General features: G+C 66.5%; 13 protein-coding genes and 1 pseudogene. 6 read left to right on the top strand and 8 right to left on the bottom strand.

Going from position 1 to position 14,485, the window contains the following annotated elements; all coding sequences use genetic code 11:
• Positions 1-75 precede the first annotated feature (75 nt).
• The 3 genes from KME82_RS02580 to KME82_RS02590 all read left to right on the top strand — a co-directional run bounded on the left by KME82_RS02580 (position 76) and on the right by KME82_RS02590 (position 3,057).
• Entirely contained in the window at positions 76-852 is a 777-nt protein-coding gene (locus KME82_RS02580; RefSeq protein ID WP_056116479.1) for an AMP nucleosidase, read from the top strand.
• A 379-nt stretch (positions 853-1,231) separates the two neighbouring features.
• Complete coding sequence (locus tag KME82_RS02585; protein WP_215497140.1) at positions 1,232-1,801, top strand: lysozyme inhibitor LprI family protein; 570 nt, start codon at positions 1,232-1,234, stop codon at positions 1,799-1,801.
• Positions 1,802-2,499: 698 nt separating this feature from the next.
• Complete coding sequence (locus KME82_RS02590; protein WP_215497141.1) at positions 2,500-3,057, top strand: DUF924 family protein; 558 nt, start codon at positions 2,500-2,502, stop codon at positions 3,055-3,057.
• A gap of 392 nt (positions 3,058-3,449) precedes the next feature.
• Here KME82_RS02590 and KME82_RS02595 read toward each other — a convergent pair whose 3' ends face one another.
• Positions 3,450-4,376 (bottom strand): glutaredoxin domain-containing protein, encoded by a 927-nt coding sequence (locus tag KME82_RS02595; RefSeq protein ID WP_215497142.1) that lies wholly within the window; start codon positions 4,374-4,376, stop codon positions 3,450-3,452.
• Positions 4,377-4,630: 254 nt separating this feature from the next.
• Here KME82_RS02595 and KME82_RS02600 point away from each other — a divergent pair, with 254 nt between their 5' ends.
• Positions 4,631-5,416, top strand: coding sequence for a polysaccharide deacetylase family protein (locus tag KME82_RS02600; RefSeq protein ID WP_430538780.1), 786 nt, complete (start codon positions 4,631-4,633; stop codon positions 5,414-5,416).
• Positions 5,417-5,799: 383 nt separating this feature from the next.
• On the opposite strand, the pseudogene KME82_RS26970 reads toward KME82_RS02600, so the two are convergent.
• The 4 genes and pseudogenes from KME82_RS26970 to KME82_RS02615 all read right to left on the bottom strand — a co-directional run.
• Positions 5,800-5,916 (bottom strand): annotated as a pseudogene (locus KME82_RS26970) (DUF6053 domain-containing protein); the annotation flags it as partial.
• 89 nt (positions 5,917-6,005) lie between these two features.
• Positions 6,006-6,674 (bottom strand): methyltransferase domain-containing protein, encoded by a 669-nt coding sequence (locus KME82_RS02605; protein ID WP_215497144.1) that lies wholly within the window; start codon positions 6,672-6,674, stop codon positions 6,006-6,008.
• 228 nt (positions 6,675-6,902) lie between these two features.
• Positions 6,903-7,526 carry an SGNH/GDSL hydrolase family protein gene (locus KME82_RS02610; protein WP_215497145.1) on the bottom strand — a complete coding sequence of 208 codons (624 nt, stop codon included), beginning with the start codon at positions 7,524-7,526 and terminating at the stop codon, positions 6,903-6,905.
• Between the two features lie 7 nt (positions 7,527-7,533).
• Positions 7,534-8,796 (bottom strand): pyridoxal phosphate-dependent aminotransferase, encoded by a 1,263-nt coding sequence (locus tag KME82_RS02615; protein WP_215497146.1) that lies wholly within the window; start codon positions 8,794-8,796, stop codon positions 7,534-7,536.
• A gap of 223 nt (positions 8,797-9,019) precedes the next feature.
• Between KME82_RS02615 and rsgA the strand changes: the two genes are divergently transcribed.
• On the top strand, positions 9,020-10,183 hold the full coding sequence (gene rsgA, locus KME82_RS02620; protein ID WP_215497147.1) for a ribosome small subunit-dependent GTPase A: 1,164 nt from the start codon (positions 9,020-9,022) through the stop codon (positions 10,181-10,183).
• On the opposite strand, the gene KME82_RS02625 is transcribed toward rsgA, so the two are convergent.
• Entirely contained in the window at positions 10,113-10,478 is a 366-nt protein-coding gene (locus tag KME82_RS02625) for a hypothetical protein (RefSeq protein ID WP_215497148.1), read from the bottom strand. The two genes, rsgA and KME82_RS02625, sit on opposite strands and share 71 nt — an antisense overlap.
• 149 nt (positions 10,479-10,627) lie before the next feature.
• Between KME82_RS02625 and KME82_RS02630 the strand changes: the two genes are divergently transcribed.
• Positions 10,628-11,905: a flavohemoglobin expression-modulating QEGLA motif protein gene (locus KME82_RS02630; RefSeq protein WP_215497149.1), complete on the top strand. Its 1,278-nt coding sequence runs from the start codon at positions 10,628-10,630 to the stop codon at positions 11,903-11,905.
• Positions 11,906-12,034: 129 nt separating this feature from the next.
• Here KME82_RS02630 and phbB read toward each other — a convergent pair whose 3' ends face one another.
• Positions 12,035-12,775 carry an acetoacetyl-CoA reductase gene (gene phbB / locus KME82_RS02635; protein WP_215497150.1) on the bottom strand — a complete coding sequence of 247 codons (741 nt, stop codon included), beginning with the start codon at positions 12,773-12,775 and terminating at the stop codon, positions 12,035-12,037.
• 133 nt (positions 12,776-12,908) lie between these two features.
• Positions 12,909-14,237, bottom strand: coding sequence for a CitMHS family transporter (locus KME82_RS02640; RefSeq protein ID WP_215497151.1), 1,329 nt, complete (start codon positions 14,235-14,237; stop codon positions 12,909-12,911).
• Positions 14,238-14,485: the final 248 nt, after the last annotated feature.

Consider the following 14,485-nt stretch of genomic DNA (forward strand, 5'->3'; position numbering starts at 1 on the left):
TCGCCGCTGCCAACCCTGACTAAGGTCATGGGCGGTGCGACAATGGCCGCACAACAACAAGAACAGGCGAAAAACATGAAAGACAAAGAACAGATCGTCGAAAACTGGCTGCCGCGCTATACCGGCGTGCCCCTGGACCAGTTCGGCCAGCACATCCTGCTGACCAATTTCGGCGGCTACCTCCATACCTTCTCGCGCCTGACCGGCGCGGAGATCGTCGGCCTGGACCGGCCGATGCCGAGCGCGACCTTCGACGGCATCACCATGATCAACTTCGGCATGGGCAGCCCGAACGCGGCGACGATGATGGACCTGCTGTCGGCGATCATGCCGCAGGCGGTGCTGTTCCTGGGCAAGTGCGGCGGGCTCAAGCGCAAGAACGAACTGGGCGACCTGGTCCTGCCGATCGCGGCGATCCGCGGCGAAGGCACCTCCAACGACTACCTGCTGCCGGAAGTGCCGGCGTTGCCGGCCTTCGCGCTGCAGCGCGCGGTGTCGACCATGATCCGCGACCTGGGTCACGACTACTGGACCGGCACCGTCTACACCACCAACCGCCGCGTATGGGAACACGACGAAGCGTTCAAGGAACGACTGCGCGCGATGCGCTGCATGGCCATCGACATGGAAACCGCGACCGTGTTCGCCGCCGGCTTCGCCAACCGCATTCCGTGCGGCGCGCTGCTGCTGGTGTCGGACCAGCCGATGATTCCCGAGGGCGTCAAGACCGAGGCTTCGGATGCGAAGGTCAGCGCCAGCTTTGTCGATACGCATATCAATGTCGGCATCGAAGCGTTGAAGCTGATTCGTCGGCATGGCAAGTCGGTGCGGCATTTGCGCTTCGACGAGTAAGGAGCGTGCTGGGCATCCGTTTGATCTCGGCCCTCGCCCCGGCCCTCTCCCGCAAGCGGGAGAGGGAGGTTCGCAGCGCGGGCTGACTAACGACTGCCGCCCCGCAAAAAACCTCGTCAAACAAGCGGCAACGATCATTTCCCGCTCCGCTTCATAGCCCCTCTCCCGCTTGCGGGAGAGGGGTTGGGGTGAGGGCCCGAAGCACCGACGCGGCCGCCTTGTCTCGCCGCCAATCCGCGCCCGCGACAGCCTGAATCGTTTACCCCCGTCACAAAGAAAATCCCTATATTTATAGGGGTTTTGCGACGCGCGACACGCGACATCGCACGGCCTGAGACCTTCGAAGACGACACTGTGGACCAAGGCCGGAGGACAGGTCATGGAACAGCTAATCTTCACCGTCATCGGCGCCCTGCTCACGTGGGCGTTCTACTTCATCCAACGCATCGCCGAACGTCGCGGCACCGTCGACGCGATCGAGCGCGGCAAACAGTTGCTCGCGCTCAAGCAGGAACTCGACGGCGCGCACACCAGCGTCGAGGAATTGCGCCGATTCGAAAACCGCCTGATCGGCAAGGCCGAAACCGCCGCGCGCATCGCCGACAACTACTTCGGCAAGGCCGAAGCGATCGCGCGCGACAGCGACGACGATGGAGTCAGCCAGGCCGACATGAGCCGGCACGCCATCGCCGAACTCGGACGCGAGGAAGTGCGTCTGGAAGGGCTGGTCGCGCATCTGCGCAAGCAGCTCGACGGCGACGGCCTGGCCGCGTTCGAACAGGCGCACCAAGCGTGGCTGGCGTTTCGCGAAGCGCATGCGCGTTTCGTCTCGCAGTCGTACTCGGCCGGCTCGATCCGCCCGCTGATCTATGCGGTGACCATGGAGAGCTTGACCGTGGCGTGGATCAACGAGTTGGAGACGCAGTTGGGTGAGGATGAAGCGAGCTGATAAGGCGCTGCGATCGAAGCGTCGTGGCGTGCGGTGTCGCGTCATTCCATGTCACGCCACTCACGTCATGCCATGCCATGTCGTATCGTGTCGTGTCGTGCCACGTGGTGCTGCGCCCTGACGCAAGCGCCGCCTTTGCTCGTCATCCCCGCGAAGGCGGGGATCCAGAGACTTTAGAACGATCCGTCAAGAACCTCATTCCCGCTGAGCGGGGCAAAGGCAAAGACTTCAGAACGCCCCCTCGAGAACGTCATTCCCGCGAACGCGGCAATCCAGTGACTTCAAACGTTCTCGCACGAAAGTCGCTGGATTGCCGCGTTCGCGGGAATGACGGTAGGACAGTTGTGGCAGGTCATGGAAATACTTAGGCGCCCAGGCGCCGTCCTTGAAAGTTAAGTGTCAGCCATCGCGGGCCTTAATTCCGACTGTAGGAGCGGCGCGAGCCGCGACCGCGAAACCACGCTTGCGTCGTAATCGTGATGTCGCGGTCGCGGCTCGCGCCGCTCCTACAGTCGATGGTCGATGCAACGCCTCCACATGGGGGGCCGCTTCCGTGAAAGAGGCCGATAACGCCAGTCCGTCATTCGCCGAGCCGACATCGTGCGTTGCGTCAGTGCGCGGTCGGTTAGGTTGAACCGGTCGTGCCTCATCACCGATTGTTTGCTAGGGTTTGTTCATCACCTCCCGCGAGCCCCCGCATGCCCGTCACCGCCCAAGAAGTCGTCGTGTTCTGGCGCAACGCCGGCCCCGCCCGATGGTTCGACCGCAGCGATCATTTCGACCAGCAATGCCGCGGCGGCTTTCTCGAAGCGCACCATGCGGCCGCGCGCCGCGAACACGACGACTGGGTCGAACGCGACGCCGAATCGGCGTTGGCGCTGCTGATCCTGCTCGACCAGATCCCGCGCAACGTGTTCCGCGACAGCGCGCATTCCTACGCGACCGATCCGCTGGCGCGGCACTATGCGCGGCGCGCGCTGGAACTCGGTCACGATCAACGCATCGAGCCGGCGCTGCGCGCGTTTTTCTATCTGCCGTTCGAACATTCCGAAGCCATCGACGATCAGCGTCGATCGGTCGAGCTGCACCGCGCCCTGCCGGCGAACGACGACGGCACCGATGTCGCGCAATGGGCGGTCAAGCATCTGCAGATCATCGAGCGCTTCGGGCGCTTCCCGCATCGCAATGCGGCGCTGGGGCGACAGACCACAGCCGAGGAGCAGGCCTATCTCGACGATGGCGGCTTCAAGGGCTGAGCGACGCAGCCGGCGATTCGCGCAATTGCATCGAGGCCCCTGTAGGAGCGGCGCGAGCCGCGACCGCGACATATCGACCGTTACGGAAGGCCGCAACAAGCCTGTAACACATCAAACGCCGCGCTTGCGCCGACATGCGCGATTCGCGGTCGCGGCTTGCGCCGCTCCTGCCGGGGGCTGTCGAGGATTCGTGGTGACGGTAGGCTAAGGCTGCACCATGCCTGTTGCGGCTCATAAGCCGCGCTTGCGCCGTCATGCGTGTGCCGCGGTCGCGGCTCGCGCTGCTCCTGCAGAGCGCTATCGAAGATTCGCGGCGCGTGTCGAATGACGCGGAAACAAAAACGGCCGCGATACCAGGCATCGCGGCCGTCGTTCAACCCATTCGCGGCGAATCAGTACTTCGCGATCGCCCCATCCAGATCGGCCCACGCATCGATGCCGCCGATCACGTTGTAGACCTGGGTAAAGCCCTGCTGGCGGAAGTGCTCGGCCGCCTGCGCGCTGCGTCCGCCGTGATGGCACAGGAATGCCAGCGGCGTGTCCTTGGGCAGCGATTCCAGCGCGTCGGCGCCGGCATCGAAGGTGTCGAAGGCGACGCCGACCTGGGCGATCGCGCGTTCGTCGGCCGGACGCACGTCGACCAGGCGCAGGCTGCCGGCGCTGACGCGTTCGCGCGCCTGCTCCGGTGCGATCGACTGCACCGGCGGCGGCGCGTTGGGGTTGGTGATCACCAGGCCGCGGCCGCGTTCGTCGTCGGCCCAGTCGATCGACACGCCGTCGGCGCGGCGCGCGTTGATCCAGTCGGTCTGCACGCGCACGCCGTTGATTTCCACCGCGACCGCGTCGGCATCGACCGGCGCCAGCTGCAGGCGCACGTTATGGCGCGCGTCGACGTCGAGCTGCACGGCGAAATTCTCGCCGGCGTTGGCGACCGCGTCGCGCAGCATCTGCGCCGCGGCCGGGGTGATGCTGAGCTTCGGCGGGCTGCGGTCCGGCGCCGGCAGGCCGAGCAGACCGTGCAGTTCGCCGTTGCCGGCCATCTGCTCGATGATGTCGCTGCCGCCGACCAGTTGCGCGTCGATATACAGCTGCGGAATGGTCGGCCATTCGCCGTAGACCTTGATGCCTTCGCGCAGGTCCGGGTTCGACAGCACGTCGATGTGGGCGTAGCCCTGCGGCAGCAGCGCGTTCAGCGCGCCGACGGCCTTGGCCGAGAAGCCGCACTGCGGCGCGTTCGGCTCGCCCTTCATGAACAGCACTACGCGGTTGGACTGGAGCAGGGTTTCGATGCGCGAACGCAGGGCGGGATCGAGGGACATGGCGGTCTGTCTGGCGGGATTGATGCCCACATGGGGGCGGCGCGATGCCGCCGCAAGGTAGGATGCGGCATCGGGCGGGGCACGCTCGGCATGCCGGCTATGCCGAATCGGTCCACATTGCCATCACGACGGCCCCCAGCGCTTGCACAACCGCCACGCCGTGCTGAGCTGTTCCCGATTCCCGATTCCCGATTCCCGATTCCCGATTCCCGATTCCCGATTCCCGATTCCCGATTCCCGAGCCTTCCCGCCGCTTGATGAACCCGACCGTCGTCCATCGCCCGCCGCGCCGACCCTTCGTCTGGGTGTGGCTGTTCGCCGCCTCGCAACTGGGCGTGATCGGGCTGTGGCTGGGCTGGGGCTGGCGAATCGGCTTGCCGGCGCTGCTGGTCACCCACGCGGTCATGTTCTGGGGCACCTTGTGGCCGCGCTCACGCTTGTTCGGGCCGGTCCTGAGCCGTTTGCCGACGCGCGAGCGCGAGGTCTGGCTGACCATCGACGACGGCCCCTCGGCCGACACCCCGGCGATGCTCGACCTGCTCGACGCGCATGCGGTCAAGGCCACCTTCTTCGTCGTCGCCGAACGCGCGCGCGCGCGGCCGGACCTGCTGGCGCAGATCGTGCAGCGCGGCCACGGCATCGGCCATCACAGCGCCGATCATCCTTCGGCGGCGTTCTGGCGCTTGGGACCGGCGGCGATGCGACGGCAGATTGTCGACGCCGACCGCAGCTTGCGCGAACTGTTGCCCGGTTATCCGCTGCGCTGGTTCCGCGCAGTGGTCGGCATGGCCAATCCGTTCACCGCGCGCTGGCTGCGCGATTGCGGCCTGGCGCGCGTGGCCTGGACCGCGCGCGGCTTCGACGCGGTCGCCGCCGACCCGGCCACGGTGGTGGCGCGGATCGAACGCGGCCTGTCGCCCGGCGCGATCGTGCTGATGCACGAAGGTGCGCGGCACGGGCGCAATGTCGAGACGATGGCGATGCTGTTGGCGCGCTTGCAGGCGCTGGGGTATCGGTGCGTGGTGCCGGTGGTGCGGTAACTGGTCACGCAATCGGAAGCGATACCGATGCGGGAGGTTTTTTGTGGGAGGGGCTTCAGCCCCGATGCCTTTCGTTCCGGTCGCAGCGTGGCTTCATCGCCGCTGATCGAACAGCGGCGGGGCTGAAGCCCCTCCCACAAAGTACTTCGTGGTTTCGCTATCGCCGAAATTGCAATCTATTTGCCAGAAGTGCCGGTATTGCCGTAACAGGCTAGGCAACCTCAGGCGATACCGATGCTGGAGGTTTTTTGTGGGAGAGGCTTCAGCCCCGGTGCCTTTCGCTCCGATCGCAGCGTGGCTTCATCGCAGCTGATCGAACAGCGTCGGGGCTGAAGCCCCTCCCACAAAATACTTAGTGGTTTCGCTATCGCCGAGATTGCAATCTATTTGCCAGAAGTGCCGGTATTGCCGTAACCGACCGGCAACCTCAAGCGATACCGATGCGAGAGGTTTTTTGTGGGAGGGGCTTCAGCCCCGATGCTTTTCGCTCCGATCGTAGCGTGGCTTCATCGCAGCTGATCGAATAGCATCGGGGCTGAAGCCCCTCCCACAAGAAACCTCGCAGCATCGCGACGATCGCAGCTGCGATTTACTTCGAAGCCACGATCCGCCAGTTGTTGAACGGCGTGCGCCCGAACAACGGCGTGAACTCCACTTGCAACCCCGCCGCGAGCAATCGCGCGCGCAGCGCTTCGCCATCGGGGTAATAACGCGGCATCGCATTCATCCAGCCCAGCGCGCGCGAAAACAGATCCACCGCGCGGGTGATGCGCGCGCGTCCGGTGCCGTCGTCCAGGCCGGTGCGGATCACCAGTTTCGCCCCGGGCGTGAGCATCGCGATCATCTGGTCGATCGCCTGCGCCTGGGCCGGATAGGGGATGAACTGCAGTACGTCGAGGATCACCACGCTGCCGCGGTGTACGGGCAATTCGCGCGACAGGTCCATGGTGTCGAAGCGGGTGTCCTTGAGTCCGACCTTGGTCGCGGCGCGAATCGCGCGACGGATCTTGGCCGCGTCGCTGTCGACGCCGTAGTAGGGCAGGCGGATGCCGTCGGCGTACAGGGTGTGGGCGAGCAGGCCCAGCCCGCAGCCCAGGTCCAGCAAGGGCGCATCGGTGCCGCGCAGGGCGTCGCTGACGCCGGGGTAGAGCGGATCGCTGCTGAGCTTGGCGCGGCTGTAGTAATAGTCCCAGCGATTACCGAGCGGGTGTTCGGGCAGGTAGGCGCGGGCGATGTGCAACGCCTGTCCTGGAGCCATGGCTTGGGCCGCTGGGGTCATCGCTGGTTGAAGGCCGCGTCGCTGGGGTGGTCGGGCAGTTTGGCACTGTGGGCGCGGATGGGGAAATCTGGGTGGTTCGGTGCGTTGCGGGGTAGTCGATGGTAGGAGCGGCGTGAGCCGCGACCGCGACATCAAGGTTACGAGGCAAGCGCGGTGTCGCGGTCGCGGCTGGCGCCGCTCCTACAGGGGGCTGCCCGGGAGATACGCTCAGGCCGACTGCCCGCGCAGCATGTCCATCGCCACCGGCAACGCCTGCGCGGTCCACTGCGCGTACATCGCCGCCGACGGATGCAGGCCGTCCTCGGCGATCATCCCGGTCTGCCGGGCGCCTTCGCGCGAGCCCGGGGTGATGTCGACGAAAGCGACCCCGTGCCGCGCGCAGATCTCGCTGGCGGTGATGTTGAACACGTCGAGTTCGGCGCCGATCGCGGCCGGGCCGCGCTTGTCGGTCGCGCCGAACGGGGTCGCGCCCCAGTCGGGAATCGACAGCACCAGCACGCGGTCGCTGCGGCGGTGCGCATAACCGATCGCGCGTTCGAGCAGTTCGCGGAACTCGCTCGCGTATTGCGTGGCGCCGCGGCCGCGGTACTGGTTGTTGACCCCGATCAGCAGGCTGACGAAATCCCACTCGCCCAGCGGCTCGGCCAGGTCCAGCGCGAGCGCGAGTTCGTCGGTGGTCCAGCCGGTGGTGGCGATGATGCGCGGCGTCGCCACCGCGACGCCGCGTTCGCTCAGGCCGGCCGCCAGTTGCACCGGCCAGCGGCCCGACTCGGCGACCGCTTCGCCGATGGTGTAGCTGTCGCCCAGCGCGAGGTAACGGAGTTGGGTCACCGACGGCTCAGGCGACCGCGGCGGACAGCGCCTGCGCGTTGTGTTCGGCGCGCTGTGCGTGCAGGTCCAGCACGCGCTCGATCCGGCCGAACACTTCGCGCACGTCGGCCGGCTGCGGCAGCAGGGTCACCCGGAAGTGATTGCGGTAGGGCACGTTGAAGCTGGAGCCGGGTACGACCAGCACGTCCTCGGTTTCCAGCAGTTCCAGCGCGAAGCGGTGGTCGTCGAAGCCTTGCGCGGCGGCGCCGACCACGGCCGGGAACGCGTACAGCGCGCCGGCCGGCTTGACCAGTTGCAGGTGCTTGCTGGCTTCGACCGCTTCGATCACCGCGCGGCGCGCTTCGAACAAGCGGCCGCCCGGCGCGCACAGCGGCGCGATGGTGTCTTCGCCGTTGAGCGCGGCCTCGATCGCGAACTGGCCCGGCACGTTGGCGCACAGGCGCAGCGCGCCGAGCAGGTCCATGGCGTGATGGAAATCGCCGCTGGCGACCGGATCGCCCGACAGCACCGCCCAGCCCACGCGCCAGCCGCAGGCGCGATGCACCTTGGACAGGCCGCCGAAGCTCAGGCACGGCAGATCGCCGGCGATCGGCGCGACCGGCACGAACTGCGCGCCGTCGTAAAGGATCGAGTCGTAGATTTCGTCGCACATCAGCAGCAGCTTGTGCTTGGCGGCGATGGCGACGATGCGTTCGATCAACTCGCGCGGATAGGCCGCGCCGGTCGGGTTGTTCGGGTTGATCAGCACGATCGCGCGGGTGCGGCTGGAGACCAGTTGCTCGATCTCGTCCGGGTCGGGCAGGAAGCCGTTCTCGGGCTGGCAGCGGTAATACACCGGACGGCCGTCGTTGAGGATGGTCGCGGCCGACCACAGCGGGTAGTCGGGCGAGGGCAGCAGCACTTCGTCGCCGGGATTGAGCAGGGCGCGCAGCGACAGGTCGATCAACTCGCTCACGCCGTTGCCGACGAACACGCGTTCGGGCGAGGCGTTGGGCGTGCCGCGCTTCTTGTGGAAGGCGGCGATGGCTTCGCGCGCGGCCGGCAGGCCTTGCTGGTGGGTGTAGGGATCGGTATCGGCGATGTGGTCGGCGATCGCGCGCTGCAGGTGCTCGGGGGCGCGGAAACCGAACGCGCCGGGATTGCCGATGTTGAGCTTGATCTGCTTGCGGCCCTGGGCCTCCAGCTCGCGGGCTCGCCGGGCCAATTCACCGCGGATTTCGTAACGGACTTCGGACAGGCGTTCGCGGGTTTTCAGGGGCGGCAAGGACATCGCGGCGGGTCGGGGTCGATGAAAGTGGCGTCCAGACTAGCTGAATCGGCACGAGTATTCAGCTGGGGGTGGGGTTGGCGGAGCGCATCGGTTTGCGGCCGGCGGCACGCTTCGGCGACCGGGCCGGCGGCGCCGGGGCGGGATCGGCCCGCAAACCGGCGGATGGATCGGCCGATCCGGCCCAAAACCCACGCCCGGCCTATGTAGAATCGCGCCATGCCCAATGCCTGTCGCGCCTTTGACTCCTGAACTCGCCGCCTTGCAGGCGATCGGCTGGCCGATCACGGCCGAAGACCCGTTGCCGGCCGACCCGGTCTGGCGCCAGGCCCTCGCCGACCACCCGCAGGCCCGCCCGGCGCGGGTCACCGAGCAGCACCGCAGCGGCTACGTGGTCTCCGACGGCCCCGACAGCGGCTACCGGGTCGAGTCCCTGCCCGAGTGGCAGCGCGCGGCCAACTACAAGAAAGGTTCGCTCGCGCCCGAGCAGCGGCCCGGGGTCGGCGACTGGATGCTGGTCGAGGGCGAGCCCGAACGCGCCAAGGTCGTGGCCTTGCTGCCGCGCTACAGCGCGATCAAGCGCGGCGCGGCCGGCGAGCACTACAAGCAGCAGCTGATCGCGGCGAACATCGACACGGTGTTCGTGGTGTGCGGGCTGGACGGCGACTTCAATCCGCGCCGGATCGAACGTTATCTGTTGCTGGTGCGCGGCGGCGCCGAGCCGGTGATCGTGCTGACCAAGGCCGACGAAGCGCTCGCCGCGAACGAGCATGCGGTCGCCGAAGCCAGCGGCGCGCTGATCGAACTCGCGCAGGGCGTGGCGATCCGCGCGGTCAATGCGCGCGATCGCGAAAGCAGCGTCGCGGCGATGTCGCCGTGGCTCAAGCCCGGGCGCACCGTGGTGCTGGTCGGGTCCTCCGGCGCCGGCAAGTCGACCCTGACCAACAGCCTGCTCGGCAACGAACGCATGAAGACCGGCGCGGTCCGCGAAAGCGACGCGCGCGGTCGCCACACCACCACCCACCGCGCCTTGATTCCGCTGCCGTCGGGCGCCTGCCTGATCGACACGCCCGGCATGCGCGAACTCAAGCCGACCGGCGAAGAGGACGTGGCCGAGAATTTCGCCGATGTCGAGGCGCTGGCCGAGCAATGCAAGTTCCGCGACTGCTCGCACGCGAGCGAACCGGGTTGCGCGGTGCGCGAGGCGATCGAGAGCGGCAAGCTCGACCCGCAGCGGTTCGCCAGTTATCTGAAGTTGAGCGGCGAGGTGTCGGGTGCGGCCAGCAAGCTCGCCAACCGGCGCGCGCACAAGGCCGATATCAAGGCGCCTGGGAAGCCTTCGGGCAAGCCTTCGAACAAGAGTTCGGGCGATAAGCATGGGCGGCGTTGAGCGCGGCGGTTTGAGGGATTACGCGTGCGCGGGTCGTTTGCTTGCTCGTGATGCAAAGCAAAAGCAAATCCCCCCTGCCCCCCTTTTGCAAAGGGGGGAACAGCACGGGGTTGCGGGCGGTGATGCGGCGGTCTTGATGCTTGGTGTGCGACGGGATCGCTTTGATGAGCGCGGTGAGCGTCATCAGCGCCACGGCCAGCACCATCATCTCAGCGAACGCCATCGCCGCGGCGAACCTCATCGCCACGGCGAACCTCATCACTGCAGCGAACGCGATCGCCACAGCGAACGCCATCGCCGCTTGCCGCCAGCGACAACCCCTGCCGATCGCCTACCCCCTTTGCAAAAGGGGGGCAGGGGGGATTTGCTTTTGCTTGTGCTGTCGCCCCCGCCTTCACCGACGGCGCAAACACCCCACCACCACCGCCCCCGCGGAATCCACCCATGAGCCTGCCGCCCCCGCCCAGCCTCCCCCCCGACATCCAGCACCACGCCGCGCTCGACGCGCGCATGGTCCGCGCCGCGCGCGGCATCAAGCTGCTGACCATGGCCAGTTGGCCGGCCGGGCTGGAAGCGCCGTTCCTCGCCGATTACGCGCGCGGCGTCGCCCGATTGCCGGTGATCGACTACCCCAAGCACGATTTCAGCGAGGTGCGCGCCGAACTCGAGGCGGTCGCGAACGAGGCCGACCCCGATCATCCGCTCGGCGAATACCTGATCGAATCCGCGCAGTCCTGGGGCATCGCCGCGCAGTTGCTCGAATGCCTCGGCACCCCGCAAGTCACCGACTACTCGGTGCGGCTGTTCGGCAAACCCGATGTCGCCCTGCCCGGGCAAGGCCCGAGCACCCGCGAAGCGGCCAACCATTTCATCTCCATCGCCAACGAGCTCGACCGCGAACTGATGTCGCCGGCGGAAACCGTGGAAATCTCCGCGACCGCGTTGAGCCTGCAGTTGCAGCGCGACCTCGACGATTACTTCGACACCCGCGTGATCGACGTGGTCCTCGATCCGACCCTGATCGCCAAGGCCGCGGCCGGCGCGACCCGCATCCGCCTGCGCACCGGCGCGGCGTTCAGCGACTACGATCGCCATCAGTTGCTGCAACACGAAGCCTTCGTGCATTCGCTGACCGCGCTCAACGGCCGCGAGCAACCGGTGTTGCCGAGCCTGGCGCTGTCCTCGCCGCGCAGCACCGCCACCCAGGAAGGCTTGGCGACCTTCGCCGAGCAGATCACCGGCAGCATCGACATCGGCCGCATGAAGCGACTGAGCCTGCGCATCGACGCGGTCGCGATGGCGCTCGACGGCGCCGACTTCATCGAAGTGTTCCGCTATTTCATCGACGCCGGCCAGACGCAGAGCGAAAGCTTCGCTTCCGCGCAGCGCGTGTTCCGCGGCGTGCCGACCGGCGGCGGCGCGGCGTTCACCAAGGACACCGTGTACCTGCGCGGCCTGGTCGGCGTGCATACCTTCTTCCGCTGGGCCTTGCGCCAGCAGAAGCTGCATCTGTGCCGTTGGCTGTTCGCCGGCAAGATGACCCTCGGCGATGTCCAGCGCTTCGAGCCTTTGTTCCACGACGGCGTGCTGGCCCCGCCGCGCTGGATGCCGCCGTGGATCACCCGCGCGAACGGCCTGGCCGGCATGCTGGCGTTCTCGCTGTTCGCCAATCGCATTCGTCTGGATCAGATGGCTGAGGGCGATTTCAGCGAGATCGGTTGAGACCGATGCAACCGTTACGTATCTGACTGTAGGAGCGCCGCAAGTCGCGACCGCGGAACCACACATACGACGTGAGCGACGTTTCGCGGTCGCGACTTGCGGCGCTCCTACAGTCGCTTCGATGCGAGATCAGTTCATATGCAGGCCGCCATTGACCGCGTAATCCGCGCCAGTCACGAACGCCGCATCGTCGCAAGCCAGCCACGCGCACAGGCTCGCGACTTCCTCCGGCTTGCCCAGCCGCCGCACCGGCACCGACGCGGCGAGCCGGTCGAGCACATCCGGCGGAAACGCGCTGATCGCCGCGCTGGCGACATAACCGGGCGACACCGTGTTGACCGTGACCCCGCGCGCGGCGAACTCCTGCGCCAATGCGCGAGTGAAGCCATGCATCGCCGACTTCGCGGTGGCGTAGTTGACCTGGCCGATCTGGCCCTTCTGCGCGCTGACCGAGGCGATGTTGATGATGCGTCCCCAGCCGCGCGATGACATGCCGTCGATCACCTGCTTGGTGATGTTGAACAAGGTATGCAGATTGCCGGCCATCACCGCGTTCCAGTCCTCGCGGGTCATCTGCCGGAACAGGATGTCGCGGGTGCCGCCGGCGTTGTTGACCAGCACGTCGACCTCGCCGACCTCGGCCTTGACCTTGGCGAACGCGGCGACCGTGGAATCCCAGTCGGCGGCGTTGCCTTCCGAGGCGATGAAGTCGAAGCCCAGTTCGCGCTGCTCGCGCAGCCAGCCGGCCTTGCGCGGCGAATTCGGCCCGCACCCGGCGACTACGGTGTGGCCGTTGAGCGCGAGCTTTTGGCAGATCGCAGTGCCGAGGCTGCCCATGCCGCTGGTGACGTAGGCGATGCGGAGTGTCATGGCGAACGGTTCCTGTGTGAGGCGTTGCTGGGTATCCGACGGTAGGAGCGGCGCGAGCCGCGACCGCGACCTCACGGCTGCGTCGTGAGCGCGATGTCGCGGTCGCGGCTCGCGCCGCTCCTACAGGGAGCCATCAAGCAGCGAAGGGGTATAGGGCGAAAGCGAGCGAAGCGACCATCAACAACAACGAAATCAACACCGCCCACTTCAAGGTGAACTTCTGGTGGTCGGCGAAATCGACGTTGGCCATGCCGACCAGCAGATAGGTCGATGGCACCAAGGGACTGAGCAGATGCACCGGCTGTCCGGCGAGCGAGGCCCGCGCCATTTCCACCGGCGTGATGCCGTAATGGCCCGCAGCCTCAGACAGGATCGGCAGCACGCCGAAATAGAACGCGTCGTTGGACATGAAGAAGGTGAAGGGCATGCTCGCGATCGCGGTGATCACGGCGAGATACGGTCCCCAGGCATCGGGAATCACCGCCAGGAAGCTGCGCGACATCGCCTCGACCATGCCGGTGTTCGACAGGATCCCGGTGAAGATGCCCGCGGCGAAGATCAGCGACACCACCGCGAGCACGTTGCCGGCGTGGTTGCCGATGCGGCGGCGCTGTTCGGCCAGGTCGGGATAGTTGATCACCAGCGCGATCGCGAAGCCGATCATGAACAACACCGGCAGCGGCAGCACGCCGAGCACCAGCGCGGTCATCAAGGCCACGGTCAATGCGGTGTTGACCCACAGCAGCTTCGGCCGCTTGGTGTCTTCGCTGTCGGCGAGCGTGGGCAGGTTGTCGCTGTCGGTATCCAGGTCGGGATTCCAGTCCGCGCCGTGACCGGGCAAGGTCACGATACCCAGCCGCCTGCGTTCGCGGATGCCCAGGTACCAGGCCAGCACGATGATGCCCAGCAGCGAGATCGCCATCGCCGGCACCAGCGGCACGAACACGTCGCTGGGATCGACGTGCAGCGCGGTCGCCGCGCGCGCGGTCGGCCCGCCCCAGGGCGTGAGGTTCATCACCCCGCCGGCGAGAATCGTCACGCAGGTCAGGTTGAGCGCGTTCATGCGCAGGCGCTGGTACAGCGGCAGCATCGCCGAGACGGTGATCATGTAGGTGGTCGAACCGTCGCCGTCGAGCGAGATCAACATCGCCAGCACCGCGGTGCCGACCACGATCTTGACCGGATCGCCCTTCACCAGCTTGAGGATGCGGCGCACGATCGGATCGAACAGGCCCGCGTCGATCATCACCCCGAAGTACAGGATCGCGAACATCAGCATCACGCCGGTCGGCGCAATCTTCTTGATCCCCTCGATCATCATCTCGCCGATGCCGGCGCTGAAACCGCCGAGCAGGGCGAACGCGATCGGGATCACGATCAAGGCCACCAGCGGCGACAGCCGCTTGCTCATGATCAGGTACATGAAGGTGAGGACCATGCCGAAGCCGAGCGCGGTCAACATGAGGTTATTCCTTTTGAATGCACCGACGCGACAGGGCGTGTTAGTGCGGAAACAATGGAGCTTTCATCCCGCCAAGCGACAAGGCTCTTCCCTTGTAGAACGACGAAACCCTAATCCCGTCATTCCCGCGAACGCGGGAATCCAGAGACTTCAAGCGTTCTCGCACGAAAGGCCCTGGATTCCCGCCTTCGCGGGAATGACGAGCAAAAGCACAAAGGATCGAAAGCGGGCATAGAGAATTTTCATGC

Origin of the sequence: Lysobacter capsici, from assembly GCF_018732085.1 — a bacterium.
In the GTDB taxonomy this organism is placed as follows: Bacteria; Pseudomonadota; Gammaproteobacteria; order Xanthomonadales; family Xanthomonadaceae; genus Lysobacter; species Lysobacter capsici_A.

What these genes read in the sequence shown, in the direction of transcription:
- KME82_RS02580 (WP_056116479.1), top strand. Translation starts at nt 76, where the DNA reads ATGAAAGACAAAGAACAGATCGTCGAAAACTGGCTGCCGCGCTATACC.
- KME82_RS02585 (WP_215497140.1), top strand. Translation starts at nt 1,232, where the DNA reads ATGGAACAGCTAATCTTCACCGTCATCGGCGCCCTGCTCACGTGGGCG.
- KME82_RS02590 (WP_215497141.1), top strand. Translation starts at nt 2,500, where the DNA reads ATGCCCGTCACCGCCCAAGAAGTCGTCGTGTTCTGGCGCAACGCCGGC.
- KME82_RS02595 (WP_215497142.1), bottom strand. Translation starts at nt 4,376, where the DNA reads ATGTCCCTCGATCCCGCCCTGCGTTCGCGCATCGAAACCCTGCTCCAG.
- KME82_RS02605 (WP_215497144.1), bottom strand. Translation starts at nt 6,674, where the DNA reads ATGGCTCCAGGACAGGCGTTGCACATCGCCCGCGCCTACCTGCCCGAA.
- KME82_RS02615 (WP_215497146.1), bottom strand. Translation starts at nt 8,796, where the DNA reads ATGTCCTTGCCGCCCCTGAAAACCCGCGAACGCCTGTCCGAAGTCCGT.
- rsgA (WP_215497147.1), top strand. Translation starts at nt 9,020, where the DNA reads ATGCCTGTCGCGCCTTTGACTCCTGAACTCGCCGCCTTGCAGGCGATC.
- KME82_RS02625 (WP_215497148.1), bottom strand. Translation starts at nt 10,478, where the DNA reads ATGGCGTTCGCTGTGGCGATCGCGTTCGCTGCAGTGATGAGGTTCGCC.
- KME82_RS02630 (WP_215497149.1), top strand. Translation starts at nt 10,628, where the DNA reads ATGAGCCTGCCGCCCCCGCCCAGCCTCCCCCCCGACATCCAGCACCAC.
- phbB (WP_215497150.1), bottom strand. Translation starts at nt 12,775, where the DNA reads ATGACACTCCGCATCGCCTACGTCACCAGCGGCATGGGCAGCCTCGGC.
- KME82_RS02640 (WP_215497151.1), bottom strand. Translation starts at nt 14,237, where the DNA reads ATGTTGACCGCGCTCGGCTTCGGCATGGTCCTCACCTTCATGTACCTG.